21 protein-coding genes are annotated in these 23,642 nt (G+C 59.8%); 19 read left to right on the top strand and 2 right to left on the bottom strand.

Annotation, left to right across the window (positions count from 1 at the left end; all coding sequences use genetic code 11):
• Positions 1-256 precede the first annotated feature (256 nt).
• From sdhC to AAIH70_RS19625, 17 genes are all read left to right on the top strand, one after another.
• Entirely contained in the window at positions 257-646 is a 390-nt protein-coding gene (gene sdhC, locus AAIH70_RS19705; RefSeq protein WP_132277255.1) for a succinate dehydrogenase, cytochrome b556 subunit, read from the top strand.
• Between the two features lie 11 nt (positions 647-657).
• Positions 658-1,038: a succinate dehydrogenase, hydrophobic membrane anchor protein gene (sdhD, locus tag AAIH70_RS19700; RefSeq protein WP_132277253.1), complete on the top strand. Its 381-nt coding sequence runs from the start codon at positions 658-660 to the stop codon at positions 1,036-1,038.
• Positions 1,039-1,044: 6 nt separating this feature from the next.
• Complete coding sequence (gene sdhA, locus AAIH70_RS19695) at positions 1,045-2,889, top strand: succinate dehydrogenase flavoprotein subunit (RefSeq protein WP_132277251.1); 1,845 nt, start codon at positions 1,045-1,047, stop codon at positions 2,887-2,889.
• An 18-nt stretch (positions 2,890-2,907) separates the two neighbouring features.
• Positions 2,908-3,687: a succinate dehydrogenase iron-sulfur subunit gene (locus tag AAIH70_RS19690; RefSeq protein ID WP_132277249.1), complete on the top strand. Its 780-nt coding sequence runs from the start codon at positions 2,908-2,910 to the stop codon at positions 3,685-3,687.
• 16 nt (positions 3,688-3,703) lie between these two features.
• On the top strand, positions 3,704-4,510 hold the full coding sequence (locus AAIH70_RS19685; RefSeq protein WP_132277247.1) for a nucleotidyltransferase domain-containing protein: 807 nt from the start codon (positions 3,704-3,706) through the stop codon (positions 4,508-4,510).
• A gap of 139 nt (positions 4,511-4,649) precedes the next feature.
• Positions 4,650-5,174: a protease inhibitor Inh/omp19 family protein gene (locus AAIH70_RS19680; RefSeq protein ID WP_132277245.1), complete on the top strand. Its 525-nt coding sequence runs from the start codon at positions 4,650-4,652 to the stop codon at positions 5,172-5,174.
• Positions 5,175-5,205: 31 nt separating this feature from the next.
• Positions 5,206-6,366 carry a cell division protein ZapE gene (zapE, locus tag AAIH70_RS19675; protein ID WP_132277243.1) on the top strand — a complete coding sequence of 387 codons (1,161 nt, stop codon included), beginning with the start codon at positions 5,206-5,208 and terminating at the stop codon, positions 6,364-6,366.
• A 177-nt stretch (positions 6,367-6,543) separates the two neighbouring features.
• Positions 6,544-7,506, top strand: a complete 963-nt coding sequence (mdh, locus tag AAIH70_RS19670) for a malate dehydrogenase (protein ID WP_132277241.1) — start codon at positions 6,544-6,546, stop codon at positions 7,504-7,506.
• 36 nt (positions 7,507-7,542) lie between these two features.
• Positions 7,543-8,736: an ADP-forming succinate--CoA ligase subunit beta gene (gene sucC / locus AAIH70_RS19665; RefSeq protein WP_132277239.1), complete on the top strand. Its 1,194-nt coding sequence runs from the start codon at positions 7,543-7,545 to the stop codon at positions 8,734-8,736.
• Between the two features lie 16 nt (positions 8,737-8,752).
• Positions 8,753-9,655 (top strand): succinate--CoA ligase subunit alpha, encoded by a 903-nt coding sequence (gene sucD, locus AAIH70_RS19660; RefSeq protein WP_112429332.1) that lies wholly within the window; start codon positions 8,753-8,755, stop codon positions 9,653-9,655.
• Between the two features lie 204 nt (positions 9,656-9,859).
• Positions 9,860-12,862: a 2-oxoglutarate dehydrogenase E1 component gene (locus AAIH70_RS19655; protein ID WP_132277237.1), complete on the top strand. Its 3,003-nt coding sequence runs from the start codon at positions 9,860-9,862 to the stop codon at positions 12,860-12,862.
• A gap of 60 nt (positions 12,863-12,922) precedes the next feature.
• Positions 12,923-14,161: a 2-oxoglutarate dehydrogenase complex dihydrolipoyllysine-residue succinyltransferase gene (odhB, locus tag AAIH70_RS19650; protein WP_132277235.1), complete on the top strand. Its 1,239-nt coding sequence runs from the start codon at positions 12,923-12,925 to the stop codon at positions 14,159-14,161.
• Between the two features lie 29 nt (positions 14,162-14,190).
• Positions 14,191-14,604: an MAPEG family protein gene (locus AAIH70_RS19645; RefSeq protein WP_132277233.1), complete on the top strand. Its 414-nt coding sequence runs from the start codon at positions 14,191-14,193 to the stop codon at positions 14,602-14,604.
• A 33-nt stretch (positions 14,605-14,637) separates the two neighbouring features.
• Positions 14,638-15,390: an SDR family oxidoreductase gene (locus tag AAIH70_RS19640; RefSeq protein ID WP_132277231.1), complete on the top strand. Its 753-nt coding sequence runs from the start codon at positions 14,638-14,640 to the stop codon at positions 15,388-15,390.
• A gap of 19 nt (positions 15,391-15,409) precedes the next feature.
• Complete coding sequence (locus AAIH70_RS19635) at positions 15,410-16,048, top strand: LysE family translocator (RefSeq protein WP_132277229.1); 639 nt, start codon at positions 15,410-15,412, stop codon at positions 16,046-16,048.
• A 7-nt stretch (positions 16,049-16,055) separates the two neighbouring features.
• Complete coding sequence (gene lpdA, locus AAIH70_RS19630) at positions 16,056-17,483, top strand: dihydrolipoyl dehydrogenase (protein WP_281033627.1); 1,428 nt, start codon at positions 16,056-16,058, stop codon at positions 17,481-17,483.
• Between the two features lie 125 nt (positions 17,484-17,608).
• The gene (locus AAIH70_RS19625; RefSeq protein ID WP_245519255.1) at positions 17,609-18,124 is read left to right on the top strand and encodes a DUF2867 domain-containing protein; all 516 of its coding nucleotides are present in this window, start codon (positions 17,609-17,611) and stop codon (positions 18,122-18,124) included.
• Here the strand turns inward: AAIH70_RS19625 and AAIH70_RS19620 are convergent.
• Together AAIH70_RS19620 and AAIH70_RS19615 are read right to left on the bottom strand one after the other, a co-directional pair.
• Complete coding sequence (locus AAIH70_RS19620; protein WP_132277225.1) at positions 18,117-19,220, bottom strand: TraB/GumN family protein; 1,104 nt, start codon at positions 19,218-19,220, stop codon at positions 18,117-18,119. The genes AAIH70_RS19625 and AAIH70_RS19620 overlap by 8 nt on opposite strands.
• Positions 19,221-19,289: 69 nt before the next feature.
• Complete coding sequence (locus tag AAIH70_RS19615) at positions 19,290-20,225, bottom strand: tyrosine recombinase XerC (protein WP_132277223.1); 936 nt, start codon at positions 20,223-20,225, stop codon at positions 19,290-19,292.
• Positions 20,226-20,358: 133 nt separating this feature from the next.
• Here AAIH70_RS19615 and AAIH70_RS19610 point away from each other — a divergent pair, with 133 nt between their 5' ends.
• Both AAIH70_RS19610 and AAIH70_RS19605 read left to right on the top strand, forming a co-directional pair.
• Positions 20,359-21,285, top strand: a complete 927-nt coding sequence (locus AAIH70_RS19610; RefSeq protein ID WP_132277221.1) for a GNAT family N-acetyltransferase — start codon at positions 20,359-20,361, stop codon at positions 21,283-21,285.
• 127 nt (positions 21,286-21,412) lie between these two features.
• The gene (locus tag AAIH70_RS19605; protein WP_132277219.1) at positions 21,413-23,635 is read left to right on the top strand and encodes a primosomal protein N'; all 2,223 of its coding nucleotides are present in this window, start codon (positions 21,413-21,415) and stop codon (positions 23,633-23,635) included.
• Positions 23,636-23,642 lie beyond the last annotated feature (7 nt).

Raw genomic sequence — 23,642 nt, 5'->3', positions numbered from 1 at the left:
TCCGAAAGAAAGCGCCAGTAGTTTTTGCGTCGGCGAAAAACTGACTGAAATGGTTAACTTTCGTCAGTCACAATAGGACGTGTGGCGGCATCGAACCCCAATCGATTAAATTCGGATTCGCTCTGAAATAAGCTTGTCGTGACGGCAATCGACGATTAAAGCATCGCATGATGCAATGCACATTTCTTCGGCATCGTGCATTGCCGGGAACGCACCAGGAGGTATGGGCGCGCCCGCAATACGCCGCGAGGATATGATGGCGAATGTGACTAACAAGCGGCCCCTGTCGCCGCATCTGCAAATCTACAAGCCAATTCCCACCATGGTTATGTCGATCGTACACCGTATTACCGGTGGAGCACTGGCTGTGGGAACCATTATTTTGGCATGGTGGCTAATTGCCGCAGCCTCTGGCAAGCCGTATTTCGATTGGATCAGCTGGCTGCTCGGCACCTGGATCGGTCTTCTCGTGCTGTTCGGCTATACGTGGGCGCTGGTTCACCACATGCTTGGCGGCATGCGCCACTTCATGTGGGACATGGGCCACGGCTTCGACAAGCACTTCACCACCAAGATGGCGATCGCGCTGCCAATCGTATCGATCTGTCTCACCGTGGTGATCTGGATCGTCGGTCTGGCGATCTGAGGGAAAAAATCATGGATATGCGTACGCCTCTGGGCAAAGTTCGCGGTCTCGGTTCCGCAAAGGCTGGCACCGAGCATTTCTGGGTGCAGCGGATGTCTGCCGTGGCCATGGTGCCGCTGGCCATCTTCTTCATCATTTTCCTGATCCGTTATGCCGGTGCTCCCTACGAAGATGTCGTTGGTGCGCTGTCGAACCCGATCGTCGCCGTCCTGTTCGGCATGATGATCATTGCCGGTCTCGTGCACATGCGCATCGGCATTCAGGAAATCATCGTCGACTATGTCCATCACGAAGGACTGAAGTTCCTCGTGATGATGCTCAATACATTCTTTGCAATGCTGATCGGTGGTCTCTGTCTTTTCGCCGTTCTGAAAATTGCGTTCGTAGGATAACCCGCCATGGCATCCGTGACCCCCATCGCCCAGAACGGCAAAGCATATACCTATGTCGACCATTCCTATGACGTGATCGTCGTTGGCGCCGGTGGCGCCGGCCTGCGCGCCACGCTCGGCATGGCCGAACAGGGTTTCAAGACCGCCTGCATCACAAAGGTTTTCCCGACCCGTTCGCACACTGTCGCGGCGCAGGGTGGCATTGCCGCCTCCCTGCAGAACATGACGCCGGACAGTTGGCAGTGGCACCTCTATGACACCGTCAAGGGTTCCGACTGGCTCGGCGATGTCGACGCCATGCAGTACATGGTGATGGAAGCGCCGAAGGCCGTCTACGAACTCGAGCATTACGGCGTGCCGTTCTCGCGTAACGAAGAAGGCAAGATCTACCAGCGCCCGTTCGGCGGCCACATGCAGAATTTTGGCGCCGGCCCGCCGGTGCAGCGCACCTGCGCTGCGGCCGACCGTACAGGCCACGCCATCCTGCACACGCTTTACGGCCAGTCGCTGCGCAACAATGCCGAATTTTTCATCGAATATTTCGCGCTCGACCTGATCATGTCGGACGATGGCAGCCGCTGCGAAGGCGTCGTGGCCTGGAACCTCGATGACGGCACGATCCATCGTTTCGCCGCCAAGATGGTGGTTCTGGCGACCGGCGGTTACGGCCGCGCCTATTTCTCGGCGACCTCTGCCCATACCTGCACCGGCGACGGTGGCGGCATGGTGGCACGCGCCGGCCTGCCGATGCAGGACATGGAATTCGTTCAGTTCCACCCGACCGGCATTTACGGTTCGGGCTGCCTGATCACCGAAGGCGCACGCGGCGAAGGCGGTTATCTCGTCAATTCCGAAGGCGAACGCTTCATGGAGCGTTATGCGCCATCGGCCAAGGACCTTGCCTCGCGTGACGTGGTTTCGCGCTGCATGACGATGGAAATCCGTGAAGGCCGCGGCGTCGGCAAGAACAAGGACCACATCTTCCTGCATCTCGATCATCTCGATCCGGCTGTTCTACACGAACGTCTGCCGGGCATTTCCGAGAGCGCCAAGATTTTTGCGGGCGTCGACGTGACGCGCGAGCCGATCCCGGTTCTGCCGACGGTTCACTACAACATGGGCGGTATCCCGACCAATTACTGGGGCGAAGTGCTGAACGCAGACAGCAATAACCCTGAGCGTATCCTGCCCGGCCTGATGGCCGTCGGTGAAGCTGGTTGCGCCTCGGTGCACGGTGCAAACCGCCTCGGCTCCAACTCGCTGATCGACCTCGTGGTCTTCGGTCGCGCCGCAGCGATCCGCGCCGGTCAGGTCATCGACCGCGCCTCGGCAATCCCGGCACTCAACACGGCTGCCTGCGACAAGATCATGGATCGTTTCGACGGCCTGCGTCATGCTGCCGGCGGTACGCCGACGGCTGTGCTGCGCGACCGCATGCAGCGCACCATGCAGGACGATGCCGCTGTGTTCCGTACCCAGGAATCGCTCGAATCCGGCTGTCGCCGCATGAGCCAGATCTGGGGCGAGATGAAGGACATCAAGGTCACCGACCGTTCGATGATCTGGAACTCCGATCTCGTCGAGACGCTGGAACTGCACAACCTGATGGCCAACGCGATCACCACGGTCTACGGCGCCGAAGCGCGCAAGGAAAGCCGCGGTTCGCACGCCCGCGAAGACTATACCGAGGGCGCATTCGCCGGCCGCGACGACGTCAACTGGCGCAAGCATACGCTGGCGTGGGTCAGCGACGCCGGTGACGTCAAGCTCGACTATCGCCCGGTCCATACCGACCTGATCGCCGAAGGCATCGATCCTTACAAGATCGAGCCCAAAGCGCGCGTCTATTGATCTGAAGGGAATTGGACCATGGTTGAACTCGCTCTCCCAAAAAATTCCCAGATGACCGAAGGCAAGGTCTGGCCGAAGCCGGATGGTGCCCAGAATGTTCGGGAATACCGTATCTATCGCTGGAACCCGGATGACGGCCAGAACCCGCGTATCGATACCTATTACATCGATATCGACGATTGCGGCCCGATGGTGCTCGACGGTCTCTTGTACATCAAGAACAAGATCGATCCGACGCTGACGCTGCGCCGTTCCTGTCGCGAAGGCATTTGCGGCTCCTGCGCGATGAACATCGACGGCACCAACACGCTTGCCTGCACCAAGGGCATGGACGACGTGAATGGTACGGTGAAGGTTTATCCGTTGCCGCATATGCCGGTCGTCAAGGATCTCGTTCCTGACCTCACCAACTTCTATGCCCAGCATCGCTCGATCGAGCCCTGGCTGAAGACGGTATCGCCGGCACCAGCCAAGGAGTGGAAGCAGAGCCATGATGACCGTCAGAAGCTCGACGGTCTTTACGAGTGCATTCTCTGCGCCTGCTGCTCGACCTCCTGTCCGAGCTACTGGTGGAATGGCGACAAATATCTTGGTCCGGCCGTTCTGCTGCAGGCCTATCGTTGGCTGATCGACTCCAGAGACGAAGCCAAGGGTGAACGTCTCGATAATCTCGAGGATCCCTTCCGGCTCTATCGCTGCCACACGATCATGAACTGTGCCCAGGCCTGCCCGAAGGGTCTGAACCCGGCCAAGGCGATTGCCGAAATCAAGAAGATGATGGTCGAGCGCCGCATCTAGGCGCTCGAGAGTAAAGATGTCACTGAGCGAATTCGATCCGCTTGCCGTTGCCGAAATCCGCAAGCGGCTCGAATCTGTCAGGGCATCCGGTGTCCGTATCGGCTTTGCCATCGAAAGCGGCAGCCGCGCCTGGGGTTTTCCGTCCCCCGACAGCGATTACGACTGCCGCTTCATCTATGTGCGGTCGCGCAACGATTATCTCAGCCTGTTCCCCAAGCGCGATGTCATCGAGTTTCCGATCGTTGGTGATATCGATGCCGGCGGCTGGGATTTGCGCAAGGCGCTGCTACTTGCCCTTAAAGGCAATGCGGCTTTGGTGGAGTGGGTAACATCACCCATCGCTTACGAGGAAGAGCCGGGTTTTCGCGATCGGCTGAAAAGCCTGCTCGACGAGATCATGGTGCCGCGCCGGGTGGCGCTTCATTATGTCGGATTGCTGCACCGACATATGCCGGGTGACGTTTTTACCCAGTCCAAGCTCAAGAAACTGCTCTACGCCGTGCGTCCCGCCATTGCCCTGCACTGGATGAGCCAGCGCGATTTTACGGCCCTGCCGCCGATGAACATGCTGGAATGCCTGGAGGGCTGCGTCATGGCGGATGAGCAGCGGCAGGCCATTCTCGATCTGGTCGTGTTGAAAAAGTTGACGCGGGAAATGGGGGAGGGGCCTGTGCCGGTGCCGGTCGCCGCCCTACTTCAGGAGGCGTTGGCAGCGTTCGGCGGGCTTTCGACGTCGTTCGACCTCATCGAAACTGCCGAGGATGACATGATGAAAGAGCGGACGGATGCCTTTTATATCCGGGAGATCGATTGCGGAATTTGATGGCCGGGCCTGATCAAAGCCTCGTCAAATTGTCGTGGTACGACTTGATTAACCAAATCGCTTTACGATAATCGGGCTTAATTCAGTGGCCCCGGGCCAGTGGCATGGTGCAGCGCGCACTGAACGCAGGAGTGGAATGATGCAGTTGAAATATGTGGTGACGGGACTTGTGGTCGCGGTTTCTCTCGCTGGCTGCCAGAGAACGTCGAACAACCCCTATAACAATCTGCAGTCGCCGCCGCCATTGCAGGCGCAGCCGGTTCCTTCCGTACAGTCGGGCCAGCTGCCGCCTCCGGGCGCCGGTGGCCAGCAGTTCCCCAATGCCCCGATGGGCAACCAGAACATGGCATCGCTCGATCCGGGTTCGGCTCCGACCAATGCGCTTGATGTGACCAAGGAATCCATGGTCGGTAACTGGCGCGTTTCCAACGGCGGCGCATCCTGCGACATGTTCCTGACGCTGACCAATCTCGGCAGCGGCTCGCGTGGTGGTACCCGCGGTTGCTCCGGCGAACTGACGGCCATGGGTTCGTGGGAAGTTTCCGGCAAGATGGTCCAGTTCAAGAACCGCGCCGGCGACGTCATCGGCCGCGTCTACAAGAGCGCCGACAACCGCTACGACGGCACCACCAATTCCGGCCAGCCTGTCAGCCTCAGCCGCTAAAGCCCGACGGGCTATCGGCGGGGAGGGCTGATTGGAACGCATACCGGATTACAAGCTGAGCGTCAGCGAGGAACTCAAGTCGCTGACCGCCTCCGGCAAGCTGCAGGCGGATGCCGCGCAGTTCGATGTTGCAGCCAAGCTCGACCACGTGCTTTCCTCTTTGCGGGACATGCGTCCTGCCAAGAAGAAAAGTGCGCTCGGCTGGCTGTTTGCCCGTGGCGGTAAACCGCAACATATCCGCGGTCTTTACGTTTACGGCAGCGTCGGTCGCGGCAAGACCATGTTGATGGACATGTTCTTTGCGAAGGCGCCGGTGGAGCGCAAGCGGCGCTCGCATTTCCACGAATTCATGGCGGATGTGCATGGCCGCATCCACGAACATCGACAGAAGCTGAAGGCCGGCGAGACCAAGCAGGCCGACCCGGTGCCGCCGGTTGCGGCGGCTCTTTTTGCCGAAGCCGAACTGCTGTGCTTTGACGAATTCACTGTCACCGACATCGCCGATGCGATGATCCTCGGGAGACTGTTCACTGAACTGTTCTCGCTTGGATGCGTGCTGATCGCCACATCCAACGTCGCGCCGGAAAACCTTTATAATGAGGGGCTGAACCGCAGCCTGTTCCTGCCGTTCATCGGCCTGCTGCAGCAGAACGTGGATGTCACGACGCTTGATTCGCCGACCGACTACCGCATGGAAAAACTCGCCAGCCTGCCGGTCTATCTGACGCCCGCGGATGCGCGCGCCGATGCCGCGATGGAATCCGCTTGGCACCATATTACCGATGGAGCGAAATCGGCGCCCGATGAGATACCGATGAAGGGGCGCAGCATTCATGTGCCCGCGTCTGCCGGTCGTGTCGCACGCTTCCATTTTTCCGATCTCTGCGAGAAGCCGCTGGGCGCGAGCGACTATCTGGCGATCGCCGGCCGTTACGATGCCATTTTCATCGAGCACATTCCGCGGCTTGGGCCGGAAAAACGCAACGAGACCAAACGCTTCATCACGCTGGTCGATGCGCTCTACGATAAATCCGTCCGTCTTTATGCAACGGCCGCCGCGCCTGCCGAGGATCTTTTGACGGAGCGCCGCGGCACGGAAGGTTTCGAATTTGACCGCACCGTATCCCGCCTTTTCGAGATGCGCAGCGCCGACTATCTTGCGCTGCATAAAAGCGAACGTGCTGATATCTAACACTTTGATGACATAATTTCTTACGTTTACGTAAGAGTTTTAATATCTAAACGATTGAAAAATATAGCTTTGAATTAATCGGTTGCCAATTTGTCGCAGCCGGTTTATGTCCTCTCCCCACATCGGTCGACCGTTGTATGTGCCGGCCATGAGTGTGAATGGAGAGGAAGCATTTCGATGGCACGCAAGAAGATTGCACTTATTGGCTCCGGCATGATCGGCGGCACGCTGGCACATCTCGCCAGCCTGAAAGAACTGGGCGACATCGTCCTGTTCGACATTGCCGACGGCATTCCGCAGGGCAAGGGCCTCGATATCGCTCAGTCCGGCCCCGTCGAAGGCTTTAATGCCAAGCTGACCGGTGCCAGCGACTATGCTGCGATTGAAGGCGCTGATGTCTGCATCGTTACCGCCGGCGTTGCCCGCAAGCCGGGCATGAGCCGCGACGATCTTCTCGGCATCAACCTCAAGGTCATGGAACAGGTCGGCGCCGGCATCAAGAAATATGCCCCGAACGCCTTCGTGATCTGCATCACCAACCCGCTCGATGCGATGGTCTGGGCGCTGCAGAAGTTCTCCGGCCTGCCGAAGAACATGGTCGTCGGCATGGCCGGCGTGCTCGATAGCTCGCGCTTCCGCCTGTTCCTCTCCGAAGAATTCAACGTTTCCGTTCAGGACGTCACCGCTTTCGTGCTCGGCGGCCACGGCGACACGATGGTGCCGCTCGCCCGTTATTCGACCGTCGGTGGGATTCCGCTGACCGATCTGGTCAAGATGGGCTGGATCACCAAGGAACGTCTCGAAGAAATCATCCAGCGCACCCGTGACGGCGGCGCCGAAATCGTCGGCCTGCTGAAAACCGGTTCGGCCTATTACGCACCGGCTGCCTCGGCGATCGAAATGGCCGAATCCTACCTCAAGGACAAGAAGCGCGTTCTGCCGGCCGCTGCCCATCTTTCGGGTCAGTACGGCGTTAACGACATGTATGTCGGCGTTCCGACGATCATCGGTGCCGGCGGCATCGAGCGCATCATCGAAGTCGAATTCACCAAGGACGAAGAAGCGGCCTTCCAGAAGTCGGTCGGCGCTGTCGCCGGTCTTTGCGAAGCCTGCATCACGATCGCGCCGGCTCTCAAGTAATCGGCGCCGCACTCATTCAAACAGGGACATCGCCCCATGAACATTCATGAATACCAGGCCAAGGCTCTTCTGAAGGGCTTTGGCGCTCCGGTCGCCGAAGGTGTGGCCATCCTCAAGGTCGAGGAAGCCGAAGCTGCTGCCAAGTCGCTTCCGGGTCCGCTTTACGTCGTCAAGAGCCAGATCCATGCTGGTGGCCGCGGCAAGGGCAAGTTCAAGGAACTTGGCCCCGACGCAAAGGGCGGTGTTCGCCTTGCCAAGTCGATCGAAGAAGTCGTGGCGCACGCCAAGGACATGCTCGGCAACACGCTGGTAACCGCCCAGACGGGCGATGCCGGCAAGCAGGTCAACCGTCTCTACATCGAAGACGGCGCCGACATCGAGCGCGAACTCTATTGCTCGCTGCTGGTCGACCGTTCGGTCGGTCAGGTTGCTTTCGTCGTATCGACCGAAGGCGGCATGGACATTGAAGCTGTCGCTCACGACACGCCTGAGAAGATCCACACGATCGCCATCGAACCGCAGGCCGGTGTGACGGCTGACGACGTTGCCAAGATTTCGAAGGCTCTCGAGCTTTCGGGTGCGGCTGCCGAAGACGCCAAGGCGCTCTTCCCGGCGCTCTACAAGGCGTTCGGCGAAAAGGACATGGCTCTCCTCGAAGTCAACCCGCTGATCGTCATGAAGGACGGCCATCTGCGCGTCCTCGACGCCAAGATGTCCTTCGACGGCAACGCCCTGTTCCGCCATGACGACGTCAAGGCGCTGCGCGACGAGACCGAAGAAGACGCCAAGGAAATCGAAGCCTCCAAGTGGGACCTCGCCTACGTTGCTCTCGACGGCAATATCGGCTGCATGGTCAACGGTGCCGGTCTCGCCATGGCGACGATGGACATCATCAAGCTATACGGCAAGGAGCCGGCAAACTTCTGCGACGTCGGCGGTGGCGCCGGCAAGGAGAAGGTGGCTGCAGCCTTCAAGATCATCACGGCTGACCCGAAGGTCGAGGGCATCCTCGTCAACATCTTCGGCGGCATCATGAAGTGCGACGTCATCGCCGAAGGCGTTGTCGCAGCCGTTCAGGAAGTCGGTCTCAAGGTTCCGCTCGTCGTTCGTCTCGAGGGCACCAATGTCGAGCTCGGCAAGAAGATCCTCAACGAATCCGGTCTCGCGATCACGGCAGCTGACGATCTCGACGATGCAGCCAAGAAGATCGTCGCGGCGATCAAAGCCTAATTTGAGGACCTGATAAATGTCTATTCTCGTAAACAAGAATACCAAGGTCCTGGTTCAGGGCCTGACCGGCAAGACCGGCACGTTCCACACCGAACAGGCGCTTGCCTATTACGGCACGCAGATGGTCGGCGGTATCCACCCGAAGAAGGGTGGCGAAACCTGGACCGGTTCGAAGGGTGAAAGCCTGCCGATCTTTGCGACCGTCGCAGAAGCCAAGGAACGCACCGGTGCTGACGCATCGGTCATCTACGTTCCGCCGGCAGGTGCCGCCGACGCCATCATCGAGGCAATCGACGCCGAGATCCCGTTCATCACCTGCATCACCGAAGGCATCCCGGTCATGGACATGGTCCGCGTCAAGGCTCGCCTCGACAAGTCCAAGTCGCGCCTGCTCGGCCCCAACTGCCCGGGCATCCTGACGCCGGAAGAATGCAAGATCGGCATCATGCCGGGCTCGATCTTCCGCAAGGGTTCGGTCGGTATCGTTTCGCGCTCCGGCACGCTCACCTATGAAGCCGTTTTCCAGACATCCAACGAAGGCCTCGGCCAGACGACGGCTGTCGGTATCGGCGGCGACCCGGTCAAGGGCACCGAGTTCATTGATGTGCTGGAAATGTTCCTGGCCGACGAAGCCACGACTTCGATCATCATGATCGGTGAAATCGGCGGTTCGGCTGAAGAAGATGCAGCCCAGTTCCTGATCGACGAAGCCAAGAAGGGCCGCAAGAAGCCGATGGCAGGCTTCATCGCCGGCCGTACGGCTCCGAAGGGTCGCACCATGGGCCATGCCGGCGCTGTCGTTTCCGGCGGCAAGGGCGATGCGGAATCCAAGATCGCTGCCATGGAAGCAGCCGGTATCAAGGTTTCGCCTTCCCCGGCACGCCTCGGCACCACGCTGGTTGAAGTCCTCAAGGGCTGACGCCACATAGGGACCACGACCGGCCTTCAGGGCCGGATGTGGTCGAAAGAATACGGGCAGGCGGCATCTCCGCCTCCCGTTCCAGTGCCCTCGGGTGCTGCCGCTTGATGCGGATCTAAAAGACAAGACCCAAGCGGCGGCCGGCGCTTTGTTTTCCCGGCCCTCAATTACGTGAGGAGGCGGGCGCGGCGCCCGCGGGACATCATGGCACGGCAAGAAGCCAACGAGCAGTTTCTCATCACTTCGTTCCTCGACGGCGCGAACGCTCCCTATATCGAGCAGCTCTACGCGCGTTACGAAGAGGATCCGAATTCGGTCAACGCGGAATGGCAGGCCTTCTTCAAGGCACTGGCCGATAATCCCGAGGACGTGAAAAAGGCCGCCAAGGGCGCCTCCTGGAAGCGCGCCAACTGGCCGCTGGCTGCCAGCGGCGATCTTGTTTCGGCCCTCGACGGCCACTGGCCGGTCGTGGTGGAAAAGGCCATTGAAACCAAGGTCAAGGCCAAGGTCGAAGCTGCTGCTGCCGTCACCGGCCAGCCGGCAAGCCCCGCAGAAGTTCATCAGGCGACCCGCGACAGCGTGCGCGCCATCATGATGATCCGCGCCTATCGCATGCGTGGCCACCTGCATGCCAAGCTCGATCCGCTCGGCATCGCCAGCCCGGTCGACGACTATAACGAACTGTCGCCATCTTCCTACGGCTTCACCGATGCCGATTACGATCGCAAGATCTTCATCGATAACGTGCTGGGCCTGGAATACGCCACCGTGCGCGAGATGATCGATATTCTCGAGCGCACCTATTGCTCGACGATCGGCGTCGAATTCATGCACATGTCGAACCCGGAAGAGAAAGCCTGGATTCAGGAGCGTATCGAAGGTCCGGATAAGGGCGTCGAGTTCACGCCTGAAGGCAAGAAGGCTATCCTGTCCAAGCTGGTCGAGGCCGAAGGTTTCGAACAGTTCATCGACGTCAAATACAAGGGTACCAAGCGTTTCGGCCTCGATGGCGGTGAATCGTTGATCCCGGCGCTGGAACAGATCATCAAGCGCGGCGGCCAGGAAGGCCTGCAGGAAGTCATCGTCGGCATGGCCCACCGTGGCCGCCTGAACGTTCTGACCAACGTCATGCACAAACCGCACCGCGCCGTCTTTCACGAGTTCAAGGGTGGCTCGTTCAAGCCTGACGAAGTCGAAGGTTCGGGCGACGTGAAGTACCATCTCGGTGCCTCTTCCGACCGCGAATTCGACGGCAACAAGGTTCACCTGTCGCTGACGGCCAACCCGTCGCACCTTGAAATCGTCAACCCGGTTGTCATGGGCAAGGCCCGCGCCAAGCAGGACATGCTGACCAAGGTCTGGGACAAGGACAACATCATTCCGCTGTCCGAGCGCTCCAAGGTTCTGCCGCTGCTGCTGCACGGCGATGCGGCTTTTGCCGGCCAGGGCGTTGTTGCCGAAATCCTCGGCCTGTCGGGCCTGCGCGGTCACCGCGTTGCCGGCACGATGCACGTCATCATCAACAACCAGATCGGTTTCACCACCAATCCCGGTTTCTCGCGTTCGTCGCCTTATCCGTCCGACGTCGCCAAGATGATCGAAGCACCGATCTTCCACGTCAACGGCGACGATCCGGAAGCGGTCACCTACGCTGCCAAGATCGCCACCGAATACCGGATGAAGTTCCACAAGCCGGTCGTGATCGACATGTTCTGCTACCGTCGCTTCGGCCATAACGAAGGCGACGAGCCTTCGTTCACCCAGCCGAAGATGTACAAGGTTATTCGCGCCCATAAGGCCGTGGCCGAGATCTATGCCGATCGTCTGGTCGCCGAAGGCGTCATCACCGACGGTGATTTCCAGAAGATGAAGGCCGACTGGCGCGCCCATCTGGAGACCGAATTCGAAGCCGGCCAGGCCTACAAGCCGAACAAGGCCGACTGGTTGGATGGCCAGTGGTCGGGCATGCGCTCGGCCGACAATGCCGATGAACAGCGTCGCGGCAAGACCGCCATGCCGATGAAGAGCCTCAAGGAAATCGGTCGCAAGCTGGCGACCATTCCGGACGGTTTCAACGTCCATCGCACCATCAAGCGTTTCATGGAAAACCGCGCCCAGATGGTCGAGACCGGCGAAGGTATCGACTGGGCTATGGCGGAAGCGCTTGCTTTCGGTTCGCTCGCCGTCGAAGGCACGAAAATCCGCCTCTCGGGTCAGGATTGTGAACGCGGCACGTTCAGCCAGCGTCACTCGGTTCTCTACGATCAGGACACCGAAGAGCGTTACATTCCGCTTTCCAACCTGCAGGCCGGCCAGGGCAAATACGAAGTCATCAACTCGATGCTTTCGGAAGAAGCTGTGCTCGGTTTCGAATACGGTTATTCGCTGGCCCGCCCGAGCGCTCTGACGCTCTGGGAAGCCCAGTTCGGTGATTTTGCCAACGGCGCGCAGGTCGTGTTCGACCAGTTCATCTCGTCTGGCGAACGCAAGTGGCTGCGCATGTCCGGTCTCGTCTGCCTTCTGCCGCATGGTTATGAAGGTCAGGGTCCGGAGCACTCTTCGGCGCGTCTCGAGCGTTGGCTGCAGATGTGTGCGGAAGACAACATGCAGGTCGCAAACTGCACGACGCCGTCGAACTATTTTCACATCCTGCGCCGCCAGGTGAAACGCGACTTCCGCAAGCCGCTGATCCTGATGACGCCGAAATCCTTGCTGCGCCACAAGCGCGCCACTTCGACGCTTGCCGAAATGGCCGGCGAATCGTCGTTCCACCGTCTGCTGTGGGATGATGCCGAGGTGATCAAGGACGGTCCGATCAAGCTCCAGAAGGACGCAAAGATCCGCCGCGTCGTGATGTGCACCGGCAAGGTCTATTACGATCTGCTCGAAGAACGCGAAAAGCGCGGCATCGACGATGTCTACCTGCTGCGTGTCGAACAGCTCTATCCGTTCCCGGCCAAGGCTCTGATCAACGAGCTTTCCCGCTTCCGCCATGCCGAAATGGTCTGGTGCCAGGAAGAGCCGAAGAACATGGGTGCATGGTCGTTCATCGACCCTTACCTGGAATGGGTGCTGGCGCATATCGACGCCAAGTATCAGCGCGTGCGCTATACCGGCCGTCCGGCCGCCGCCTCTCCGGCAACGGGTCTGATGTCGAAGCATCTGCAGCAGCTCGAAGCCTTCCTCGAAGACGCATTGGGCGGCTGATCCTTCAGCCTTCCACCTTTCGCAAATTCAACGAACACCTGACAAAAACGGAAACAAGTCATGGCCACCGAAATCCGCGTTCCCACCCTCGGCGAATCCGTCAGCGAGGCGACCGTCGGCACCTGGTTCAAGAAGGTCGGCGACACCGTCAAGGCCGATGAGCCGCTGGTCGAACTCGAAACCGACAAGGTCACCGTCGAAGTGCCGTCCCCGGTATCCGGCGTCCTGACCGAGATCGTCGCCCAGAACGGCGAAACCGTTGGCCTCGATGCCCTGCTCGGCCAGATCGCCGAAGGTGCTGCCGGTACCGCTTCTGCGGCGCCTGCCGCTGCCAAGCCTGCTGAAGCAGCACCGGCCGCAGCTCCTGCACCGGCTGCTGCTGCCGCACCGGCTGGCGGTTCCGCCATGCCGGCTGCTCCGGCCGCCGCAAAGATCGCTGCCGACAACAACATCTCGACCGCTGATGTCGATGGTTCCGGCAAGCGTGGCCAGGTTCTGAAGGGCGACGTCATCGCTGCCATTGCCAAGGGCACGTCGGCTCCGGCAGCACCTGCTGCTGCTGTTGCGGCACCACGCCCGGTCTCTTCGGCTGAAGATGCACCCCGCGAAGAACGCGTGAAGATGACGCGCCTGCGCCAGACCATCGCCAAGCGCCTCAAGGATGCCCAGAACACCGCAGCCATGCTGACCACCTATAACGAGGTGGACATGTCGGCCGTGATGGACCTGCGCAACCGTTATAAGGACGTGTTCGAGAAGAAGCACGGCGTAAAGCTCGGCTTCATGGGCTTCTTCACCAAGGCCGTTACGCACGCGCTGAAGGAACTGCCGGCCGTCAACGCCGAAATCGACGGCACCGACATCATCTACAAGAACTACTGCCACGTCGGCATGGCTGTCGGCACCGACAAGGGTCTGGTGGTTCCGGTTATCCGTGATGCCGACCAGCGTTCGATCGCCGGCGTCGAAAAGGAACTCGGGCGTCTTGCCAAGGCAGCCCGCGACGGTTCGCTGTCGATGGCCGACATGCAGGGCGGCACGTTCACCATCACCAATGGTGGTGTTTATGGTTCGCTGATGTCCTCGCCCATCCTCAATGCACCGCAGTCGGGTATTCTCGGTATGCACAAGATCCAGGAGCGTCCGGTCGCCATCGGCGGTCAGGTCGTCATCCGCCCGATGATGTATCTGGCGCTCTCCTACGATCACCGCATCGTCGACGGCAAGGAAGCGGTTACCTTCCTCGTGCGCGTCAAGGAAAGCCTGGAAGATCCGGAACGTCTGGTTCTGGACCTCTGATCATTCCATCCTGACTGGAGGAGACCACGATGGACGCCGCTTCTGCCAATGCCACCACGCTGCTGGTGCTGCTAGCCTTAAGCGTCGTCCTGCTCGTGGTTCATATCCTCCTGCAGGGGAATTTTGCGACCAAGGAACGCGGCCTGGAATGGAATGCCGGGCCGCGTGACGGCGATAATGAGCCGAAGAGTGCGCTTGCCGGCCGCTCTGCCCGCGCTTCCAAAAATTTCCAGGAAACCTATCCGGCCTTTATCGGCCTGCTGCTGGCGATGATCTTGACCGGTGATACGTCGGGTCTCGGCCTGCTCGGCGGCTGGGTCTGGCTGATTGCGCGTATTGTTTACATCCCGCTTTATCTCGGCGGTGTTGCCTATGTGCGCTCGCTGGTCTGGGTGGTCAGCCTGCTTGGGCTGTTGCTGATGATGATCGGGTTGTTCCTGTGATGGCACCGTCGATCACAGTAGGGGTGTGCTGCCATGACTGAAAACCCCGTCCTGCTCGTAACCGGCGGCAGCCGTGGTATCGGCGCTGCAATCTCCCGGCTTGCTGCTGCAAAGGGATGGCGGGTAGCCGTGAACTACGCTGCCAACAAGGCTGCGGCCGATGCTGTCGTTTCCGCGATCGAGGCCAGTGGCGGCGAGGCTTTTGCGATCAAGGGTGATGTTGGCAATGCCGCCGATATCGCGGCGATGTTTCAAGCCGTCGACAAGCAATTCGGACGGCTGGACGGACTTGCCAACAATGCCGGCATTGTGGATGCGCAGGCGCGGGTGGACGAGATGTCGGTCGAGCGCCTCGAGCGGATGATGCGTATCAACGTGACCGGCTCCATTCTCTGCGCCGCCGAAGCGGTTCGCCGAATGTCGACCCGACATGGCGGGAGTGGCGGCGCTATCGTCAATATTTCATCGATGGCTGCAATCATCGGCTCTCCCTCGCAATATGTCGACTACGCCGCCTCCAAGGCCGCGATCGACACGTTTACCATCGGTCTCGCCCGTGAAATCGCCACCGAAGGTGTGCGAGTGAATGCGGTGCGGCCGGGTGTCATCGACACCGAAATCCATGCCTCCGGCGGCCTGCCGGATCGGGCGCGCGACATGGCGCCGACTATTCCGATGCAGCGTGCTGGAACGGCTGAAGAGATCGCCGATGCGGTGCTCTACCTGTTGTCATCCGAGGCTTCCTATATCACGGGCTCGATCCTCAATGTGAGCGGCGGTCGATGACCCCAATGGCGGTGTGAACATGCAATACCTCCTTGAATTTCTCGGCCTGATGGCCGTCTTCTCAATCTTCATCGTCGTTCCGGGCGCCGACTTTGCCGTGATCCTGCGCCAGAGCATCGTGCATGGCCGCCGAGCAGCGATGATGACCGGCCTCGGAATGGGCTTTTCGCTGCTGTTTCACATCAGCTACACCATTCTCGGTCTCGGGCTGATCGTCTCGCAATCGCTGATGCTGTTTTCGCTGATCAAGTTGGCGGGTGTGGCTTACCTGATCTATCTCGGCATCATGTCGTTTCGCGCGCCCGGCTTTAATGTCGAGGAGATCAAGGTATCCGAGGCGGAACGCAAGCCGATCTCGGCTCTGAAATGCCTGGGCATGGGCTTCATCACCAACGCGCTGAACCCCAAGCCTGTGCTGTTCTTCCTGTCGCTGTTTTCGACGCTCGTGCATCACGATACGCCGGCTCTGATCCAGTTCAGCTATGGCATCGGCATGGCGACGGCCTTGGCCGTCTGGTTCGCCGGTGTCTCCACCTTTTTTACGGTCAAGGCCGTTCGCGACCGCTTCATCGCAAGCGGCAAATGGTTCAACCGCATTACCGGTGCCGCTCTGGTCGGCTTCGGCTTCCGCCTCGCACTGACCCGTGCGGCGGACTAAACAGACAATCTCAAGAGGAAAAGAAACAATGTCCTATGATGTGATCGTTATCGGTTCCGGCCCCGGTGGTTATGTCTGCGCCATCAAGGCAGCGCAGCTCGGCCTCAAGGTCGCCGTAATCGAAAAGCGCGCCACCTATGGCGGCACCTGCCTCAATGTCGGCTGCATCCCGTCCAAGGCTCTGCTGCATGCATCGGAAATGTTCCATCACGCCGCTCACGGCATGGACTCGCTCGGCATCGAAATCGCAGCGCCCAAGCTGAACCTCGAAAAGATGATGGCGCACAAGGAGGCCACCATCAAGTCGAACGTCGAGGGCGTGTCCTTCCTGTTCAAGAAGAACAAGATCGATGGCTTTATCGGCACCGGCAAGATCGTTGCAGCCGGCAAGGTTTCCGTTACCGCTGAAGACGGCAAGGTTCAGGAGCTCGAGACCAAGAACATCGTCATCGCCACCGGTTCCGACGTTGCCGGCATTCCGGGCGTCAATGTCGAGATCGACGAGAAGGTCATCGTTTCCTCGACCGGTGCACTGGAACTCGACAAGGTTCCGCAGAACCTGATCGTCGTCGGCGGCGGTGTCATCGGCCTTGAGCTCGGTTCGGTCTGGCTGCGTCTCGGCGCCAAGGTCACCGTCATCGAATATCTCGACAAGCTGCTCGGCGGCATGGATGCCGACGTGTCGAAACAGTTCCAGCGGATGATCGCCAAGCAGGGCATGGATATCCGCACCGAAGCCAAGGTTACGGCCGTCGAAAAGACCGAAACGGGCGCCAAGGTCACCTATGAGCCGGTCAAGGGCGGCGATGCTGTCACCTTCGAGGCCGATGTCGTGCTGATCTCCACCGGCCGCAAGCCCTACACTGAAGGCCTTGGTCTCGAAGGTGCCGGCGTGGCGCTCGACAACCGTGGCCGCGTCGAAATCGACCATGGCTTCAAGACCAATGTTGCCGGCATTTATGCCATCGGCGACGTCGTGAAGGGTCCGATGCTGGCGCACAAGGCGGAAGACGAGGGTGTGGCGCTTGCCGAAATCCTCGCCGGCCAGCACGGCCATGTGAACTATGATGTCATTCCGGGCGTCGTTTATACCCAGCCGGAAGTCGCTTCCGTCGGCAAGACCGAGGAAGAGCTGAAGGCTGCCGGCATCGCTTACAAGGTCGGCAAGTTCCCGTTCACCGCGAACGGCCGCGCTCGCGCCATGCAGGTGACGGACGGTTTCGTGAAGATCCTGGCCGACAAGGAAACTGATCGCGTTCTCGGCGGCCATATCGTCGGCTTTGGCGCCGGCGAGATGATCCATGAAATCACGGTTCTCATGGAATTCGGTGGTTCGTCGGAAGACCTCGGCCGTACCTGCCATGCCCACCCGACCATGTCGGAAGCGGTCAAGGAAGCGGCTCTTTCGACCTTCGCCAAGCCGATCCATATGTGATCGATCGAATTATTCGAACAGAAAGCCGTCGTCTGTCATGCAGGCGGCGGTTTTTTGTTGCCTTGTCGGCTCTACGGAAATCTATTGTGCTGGAGAGCGCAAATCGCCGGGTGTAGGGTTGGGCCATGACAAAAGTTGACGATTTCAGCCGGATGCCGGTTTTCAGTCGACCTCAATTACCGCACCCGATTTTTCCGCGCGCCGATTGGGCCGATTGTTATGCCCTGCAAGTCGCAAACCCGCAATTGTCGGCAATAGAGGCGGCACGTCTTGCCTTCGGCTCTTTTCCGCTATGGGTGAGATTGCTGTTGAAAATGCGAAACGGCATCGTTGCTCTGGCCGGATTGCAGTCCACGGGTGATCTCGCAGGTACAACGACCGAACGGATAGGTTTTTTCCCGATCGTCAAACAATCAGATCGTCAAGTCGTGGTCGGGTTCGACGACAGGCATCTGGATTTCCGGGTTGTCGTTGATGTCGAGAATGGAGACAACGGTCTTTCGATCGTTTCAGCAACAACGTTGGTTTACCGAAAGATCTTGCTCGGACGTCTGTACATTGCAGCCATCACGCCGTTTCACAGGCTGATCGTCAAGACCATGCTGCGCAACATCGCGCGACAGCTGACGCCTATCAATTGATGGCGGAAACCTTGAAGCCCTGTTTGCGCAGCAGTTCGATCACGCCTTCCTCACCCGGCAGGTGAAGTGCGCCGACAGCCATGAACAGGCCGCCTTCCTTGAACAGCGCGGCGGAGCGGTCCGCCATGACATGGTTGCGTTTGGTGACGATCATCTTTTCGAACTCGGCATAACCGGCATCGGCTTCCTTGTCGTCTTCAGGCGTCAGCGCCCGCAGCATAGGCACTGTCAGGCCGATATCACCGGCCACATAAAGCGCCGTCATGGTTTCGGTCACGTCGTTCATACGTGAACCGAGATCGAGCGTTTCCGCGAGCGATTTCAGATGCAGGTCGAGGGGGAGGGCTGCCATTGCGGAAAGCTGCTCCTCCATCGATTCAAGGCCTTTTACCGGCTTGCCTGCAGCAATGGCGTCGAGCGCGATCTTCTTGTCGAGGAAAGGCGCGGCATTGGCCTTGCGTGCCAGTTCGCAGGCGGGAAGCGCGATCATGCCCGATATCATCCAGGGTTTGAAACTCTGAACGGCGGCGAGCGGGATATTGCGCTCCTTCAGAGCGGCCTCGAGCTTTGCCACCTGCTCTTCAGGCAGAAGTGTCTTGATGGTCTTGCCATCCATGAACATCAGCAGGTCCGGTTTGGTCATCAAACCGGCCATTGCCTTCTTCTCATCGAGGATCTCATCCGATTCGATGGCGATCGTTTTTGCATCCTTTGCCGCCTCGGCAGCACCTGCCGGCATTGCGAGCACGCGCGGATCGGTGACATGCATGGTGCCGAGCAGATACGATGTCGGGACGCCGTCCTTTTCGATCTTCCAGAAAATGCCCTTGCCGTTCGGTGTCTTTTCGCCTTCGGCGATCACCTTGGCGTAGCGCGCCGGATCCTGTGTCTTCAATTCGTCCAGCACGTTGTTGCCGGTGCAGACGGGCGCTGCCTGTGCGCTCGCATCCTGCGCATGCGCGGGAGACAAAGATGCCACAACGACCATGAAGGACAGAAAGACGATGACGTGCAGCGTTGCCAGCAGCCATAGGGCGATATCGCCAGGCTGGCGCGAAAACGGATGTCTGGACGAGGTGAAGGCAAATTTTGTCATAGGGCCGATGTATCGCTTCGGTGTCGAAAAGCCCTTAACGGGCGTGGTTAAGCATTGCTTACCGCCCGCTCAGGCGCGGGGGTGGGCGCGGTCGTAGACTTCCAGCAGGCGTGCGGCATCGACGCCGGTATAGACCTGTGTCGTCGACAGGCTGGCATGGCCGAGCAGTTCCTGAATGGTGCGCAGGTCGCCGCCGCCGGCCAGAAGATGGGTGGCGAAGGAATGGCGCAGGGCGTGCGGCGTCGCGGTTTCCGGAAGGCCGAGTGCGCCCCGCAACTTGCGCATTTCGCTCTGGATGATCGCCTGCTGCAGTTTTCCGCCGCGAGCCCCGCGAAACAGCGGCTCGTTGTCCGGCAGATGATAGGGGCAGAGGCGTTTGTATGTCTCCACCGCTTCCAGTGCTGCCTGCAGAAGCGGCACGACGCGCATCTTGTTGCCCTTGCCGGTTATGCGCAATGAGGTCGCGCCCGCCGCCATGTCGGATGGCGTCAGGTCGAGCGCTTCGGAAATGCGCAGGCCGCAGGCGTAGAGCAAGGTCAGGACGGCAGCGTCGCGTGCAGCGATCCACGGCTCTTCATGCAATTGCGCATTCTGGCCGACAACAGCGATCGCCTGCGTGTCCGACAATGGTTTCGGCAGAGATTTCGGCTGTTTTGGTGTGCGGATGGCCGAAGCACCGGCCGCATTGACGAGGCCCTTGCGCTCCAGATACCGCAGAAATGACCGTATACCGGCAAGATGACGGCCGAGCGATCGGTTGCCGGAGCCTTCGCGTCGGCGGGCCGCCAGAAAAGCGCGCAGATCGGCCGGACGCAGCGTGTGAATGTCGCTTATGCGGGCTGGTTCGGCGAGGTGGCCTGTCAGAAATTTCAGGAACTGGCGGGTGTCGCGTTCATAGGCATTGAGCGTGTTTTCGGAAAGTCGGCGCTCGTCGGACAGGCTTTCCATCCATTCCCGGCGCTTCTCCAGAAGTTCGGGCGCTGCAATGATCAGGATTTCGTTCATCACAAGCCTGTTGAATTCGTGTGCCAAAATCCCACATTGCCGATGGTTCCGTTACGAATTCCCTAAAGCCTGCGCATTGTCGTTTTGACATGACGAGGGACTGCGATATACGGCAAGTGGTAATGGAGTTTGTATGGCGCGCCGCGATAATTCGACCGCACTCGGTCACTTTGCTCAAACGATCGCGCTCGTCTCCCAAGGCCGCCCCGGACACATCGTTGATACCCTGATTGCGGAACGCGGCCAGCGAATCGTCAAACATCCGCTGTGGCCGCTGATGCGACCGTTCCTCTATTCGCTGCTTCGTTATGACCGCGCTATCGGTTTTGCCAATGATGTTGCCAATCTGAGCGGTTTCGAGTGTTTCGAGTATATGAGCGATCTGCTGCATCTCGATGTGCAGGCTCATCATGCCGATCGCATTCCGGCGTCCGGCGGCTTCATTCTGGTCAGCAACCATCCGACCGGTATTGCCGATGGCGTTGCCGTCTTCGATCTCCTGAAGCCGAAGCGGCCGGATATCATGGTGTTCGCCAATCGGGATGCGGTGCGCGTCAATCCGCGTTTTGCCGAAACAATCATTCCTGTGGAATGGCGCGAGGAACACAAGAGCAAGCTGAAGACCCGCGAGACGCTGGTGCTGACCAATCAGGCTGTCGAGGCCGGCAAGGTCATGGTGCTGTTTCCGTCCGGTCGTATCGCCTATTGGGAAAACGGCAAGCTCAACGAGCGTCCGTGGAAAACCTCGGCGGTCGGGCTTGCCCGCAAATACAATCTGCCGATCCTGCCGATCCATATGACGGCACGCAATTCAGGCCTGTTTTACTGGTTTGCCAAATGGTCGACCGAATTGCGTGACATGACGGTGTTTTACGAACTCCTGAATAAGAAGGGTAACCGCTTCGACATGACGGTCGGTCACCTGATCCCGCCCGAAGCGCTGGATGGTGATATCAACGACGTCACGCAGGCGCTGGAGCGGCATACGGTGCATAATCTGGCGGCGGATGCCGATGCGCGTTTTGCCTTCGGAGTGAATGACAAGTCGGCTGCGGCCTGACCGTTTTTGACATGTTGCAATCGTTATTTTGCCGTCTCCGGGCTTTGATAGTGAGGACGAGTGATCGGTAGAGGGTTCACTTTTGTTCTCTCTTTCGGCATGGTCGCCGCACACGGGCATAGATGATTTGGGCACAGATAATACCAGTCTTTTCGGTTCACTGTTCGAGGCGCCGCCGCTGAAGCGCGTGGTGCCCGTTCTCGTGCCTTTGCCGGTGCCGGGTCCCTACAGTTATGCCGTGCCCGAAGGCATGCATGTCGAACCCGGTTCCGTTGTGCAGGTGCCCGTTGGGCCGCGCCCGTTGATCGGTGTGGTCTGGGATGGCGAAAGCCAGGATGGGCTTGATCCGAAGAAGTTGCGGCCGATCACGCTCGCTTTCGATTGTCCGCCGCTTTCCAAGGAAATGCGCGATTTCGTCGATTGGGTTGCCGCCTACACACTCTCGCCACCGGGTCTGGTTGCGCGTATGGCGGTGCGTGCGCCGGCAGCGCTTGATCCCGAGCCGATGGTCGAGGCGGTGCGTTATATCGGCGGCCAGCCGGAGCGTCTGACGCCGGCGCGTGTGCGGGTTCTGGATATCGCCAAGGGTGAGGATATTGCGTGGACGCGCAGTGGTCTTGCCCATGCGGCCGGTGTGTCGATGAGCGTGATCGATGGGCTGACCGCGCAAGGTATTTTCGAAACCGTATTCCTGCCGCCGCCACCTGTCGTGGCGCGGCCGGAGCCGGATTATACGGCGCCGCGCATCGAAGGCGTGCAGAAGGAAGCGGCAGCGGAAATCGTCGCCTCGATTCGCGAAGGGGGCTTTTCCGCGTCGCTGATCGATGGCGTGACCGGATCGGGCAAAACCGAAGTCTATTTCGAGGCGATCGCCGAGACGCTGCGGCGTGGCAAGCAGGTGCTGATCCTGCTGCCGGAAATCGCGCTGACGCCTGCCTTCCTTGAGCGGTTTCAGGATCGTTTTGGCGCAAAGCCCGGCGAATGGCATTCCGATCTCTCGCCGCGCATGCGGGAAAAGGTCTGGCGCGGTGTGGTGACCGGCGAGGTGCGCGTGGTGGCCGGTGCACGTTCGGCGCTGTTCCTGCCGTTCGAAGAGCTTGGCCTTATCATCGTCGATGAAGAACATGACCCGGCTTACAAGCAGGAAGACCGCGTCTTTTATAATGCCCGCGACATGGCAGTGGTGCGCGGCCGTATCGGGGATTTCCCGGTCGTGCTGGTGTCGGCCACGCCCTCGGTGGAAAGCCAGGTCAACGGCCTGTCCGGTCGCTACAATCTCGTGCAACTGCCGACCCGCTTTGGTGACGCGGCGATGCCGGACCTGCATCTGATCGACATGCGCCGGCATGCGCCCGAGCGCGGCGGGTTCCTGTCGCCGCTTCTGCTGCGGGCCATGGCACGCACGCTTGAGCGCAAGGAGCAATCTCTGCTCTTCCTCAATCGCCGTGGTTATGCACCGCTGACGCTCTGCCGGGTATGCGGTCACCGTTTCCAGTGCCCGCAATGTTCAAGCTGGCTGGTGGAGCACCGGTTCAAGAACCAACTACAGTGCCACCAATGCGGATATCACCAGCATACGCCGGAACATTGCCCGGACTGCGGCACGTTCGATCACCTCGTTGCCTGTGGGCCGGGCGTTGAGCGAATCGCCGAAGAGGTAGAAAAGCATTTTCCCGATGCCCGTACCATCGTCATGTCCTCGGATCTGCTTGGCAGCGTCAAGCGGATGCGGCTGGAGCTGGAGGCGATCGCCAATGGTGAGGCGGATATCGTCATTGGCACACAGCTCGTCGCCAAGGGTCATAACTTCCCGCTGATGACACTGGTCGGTATTGTCGATGCCGATCTGGGGCTGGCGAATGGCGATCCGCGCGCCGCCGAGCGCACGTTCCAGCTGCTCAGCCAGGTGACGGGCCGCGCCGGTCGTACAGGTCTGAAGAGCCACGGCCTGTTGCAGACCTACCAGCCGATGCACCCGGTCATGCAGGCGATCGTTTCGGGTGATGCCTCGGCCTTTTACGAGCGCGAGATCAACGAGCGCGAAAAAGCCATCCTGCCGCCGTTCGGGCGTCTGGCCTCCATCATCATATCCGCCGAAACGCGCGCCGATGCCGAAACCCATGCGCGCGGCTTGCGGGCTGCGGCGCCAAAAGTGACCGGCATTGCCGTACTCGGACCTGCCGAAGCGCCGCTGGCTTTGGTGCGCGGCCGCCATCGTTTCCGTCTGCTCGTGCATGGGCGCCGCAATTCCGACATGCAGGCATTTTTGCGCGTCATGCTGAATGCCGGGCCAAAGCAGCGCGGATCGGTTCAGGTTCAGCTCGACGTCGATCCGCAGAGCTTTCTTTAACCATAAC

This window comes from Neorhizobium sp. BT27B (genome assembly GCF_050455485.1).
GTDB lineage: Bacteria > Pseudomonadota > Alphaproteobacteria > Rhizobiales > Rhizobiaceae > Neorhizobium.
Note: the sequence above shows the minus strand (reverse complement) of the source record. Positions and strands in the feature narration are given on the sequence as shown.

Bases quoted from the DNA above. Each gene is read 5' to 3' on its own strand.
- sdhD (WP_132277253.1), top strand. From the start codon at position 658: ATGGATATGCGTACGCCTCTGGGCAAAGTTCGCGGTCTCGGTTCCGCA.
- sdhA (WP_132277251.1), top strand. From the start codon at position 1,045: ATGGCATCCGTGACCCCCATCGCCCAGAACGGCAAAGCATATACCTAT.
- AAIH70_RS19690 (WP_132277249.1), top strand. From the start codon at position 2,908: ATGGTTGAACTCGCTCTCCCAAAAAATTCCCAGATGACCGAAGGCAAG.
- AAIH70_RS19685 (WP_132277247.1), top strand. From the start codon at position 3,704: ATGTCACTGAGCGAATTCGATCCGCTTGCCGTTGCCGAAATCCGCAAG.
- AAIH70_RS19640 (WP_132277231.1), top strand. From the start codon at position 14,638: ATGACTGAAAACCCCGTCCTGCTCGTAACCGGCGGCAGCCGTGGTATC.
- AAIH70_RS19635 (WP_132277229.1), top strand. From the start codon at position 15,410: ATGCAATACCTCCTTGAATTTCTCGGCCTGATGGCCGTCTTCTCAATC.
- AAIH70_RS19680 (WP_132277245.1), top strand. From the start codon at position 4,650: ATGCAGTTGAAATATGTGGTGACGGGACTTGTGGTCGCGGTTTCTCTC.
- mdh (WP_132277241.1), top strand. From the start codon at position 6,544: ATGGCACGCAAGAAGATTGCACTTATTGGCTCCGGCATGATCGGCGGC.
- AAIH70_RS19645 (WP_132277233.1), top strand. From the start codon at position 14,191: ATGGACGCCGCTTCTGCCAATGCCACCACGCTGCTGGTGCTGCTAGCC.
- sucC (WP_132277239.1), top strand. From the start codon at position 7,543: ATGAACATTCATGAATACCAGGCCAAGGCTCTTCTGAAGGGCTTTGGC.
- sdhC (WP_132277255.1), top strand. From the start codon at position 257: ATGGCGAATGTGACTAACAAGCGGCCCCTGTCGCCGCATCTGCAAATC.
- AAIH70_RS19610 (WP_132277221.1), top strand. From the start codon at position 20,359: ATGGCGCGCCGCGATAATTCGACCGCACTCGGTCACTTTGCTCAAACG.
- sucD (WP_112429332.1), top strand. From the start codon at position 8,753: ATGTCTATTCTCGTAAACAAGAATACCAAGGTCCTGGTTCAGGGCCTG.
- AAIH70_RS19620 (WP_132277225.1), bottom strand. From the start codon at position 19,220: ATGACAAAATTTGCCTTCACCTCGTCCAGACATCCGTTTTCGCGCCAG.
- AAIH70_RS19655 (WP_132277237.1), top strand. From the start codon at position 9,860: ATGGCACGGCAAGAAGCCAACGAGCAGTTTCTCATCACTTCGTTCCTC.
- odhB (WP_132277235.1), top strand. From the start codon at position 12,923: ATGGCCACCGAAATCCGCGTTCCCACCCTCGGCGAATCCGTCAGCGAG.
- AAIH70_RS19625 (WP_245519255.1), top strand. From the start codon at position 17,609: ATGACAAAAGTTGACGATTTCAGCCGGATGCCGGTTTTCAGTCGACCT.
- AAIH70_RS19615 (WP_132277223.1), bottom strand. From the start codon at position 20,225: ATGAACGAAATCCTGATCATTGCAGCGCCCGAACTTCTGGAGAAGCGC.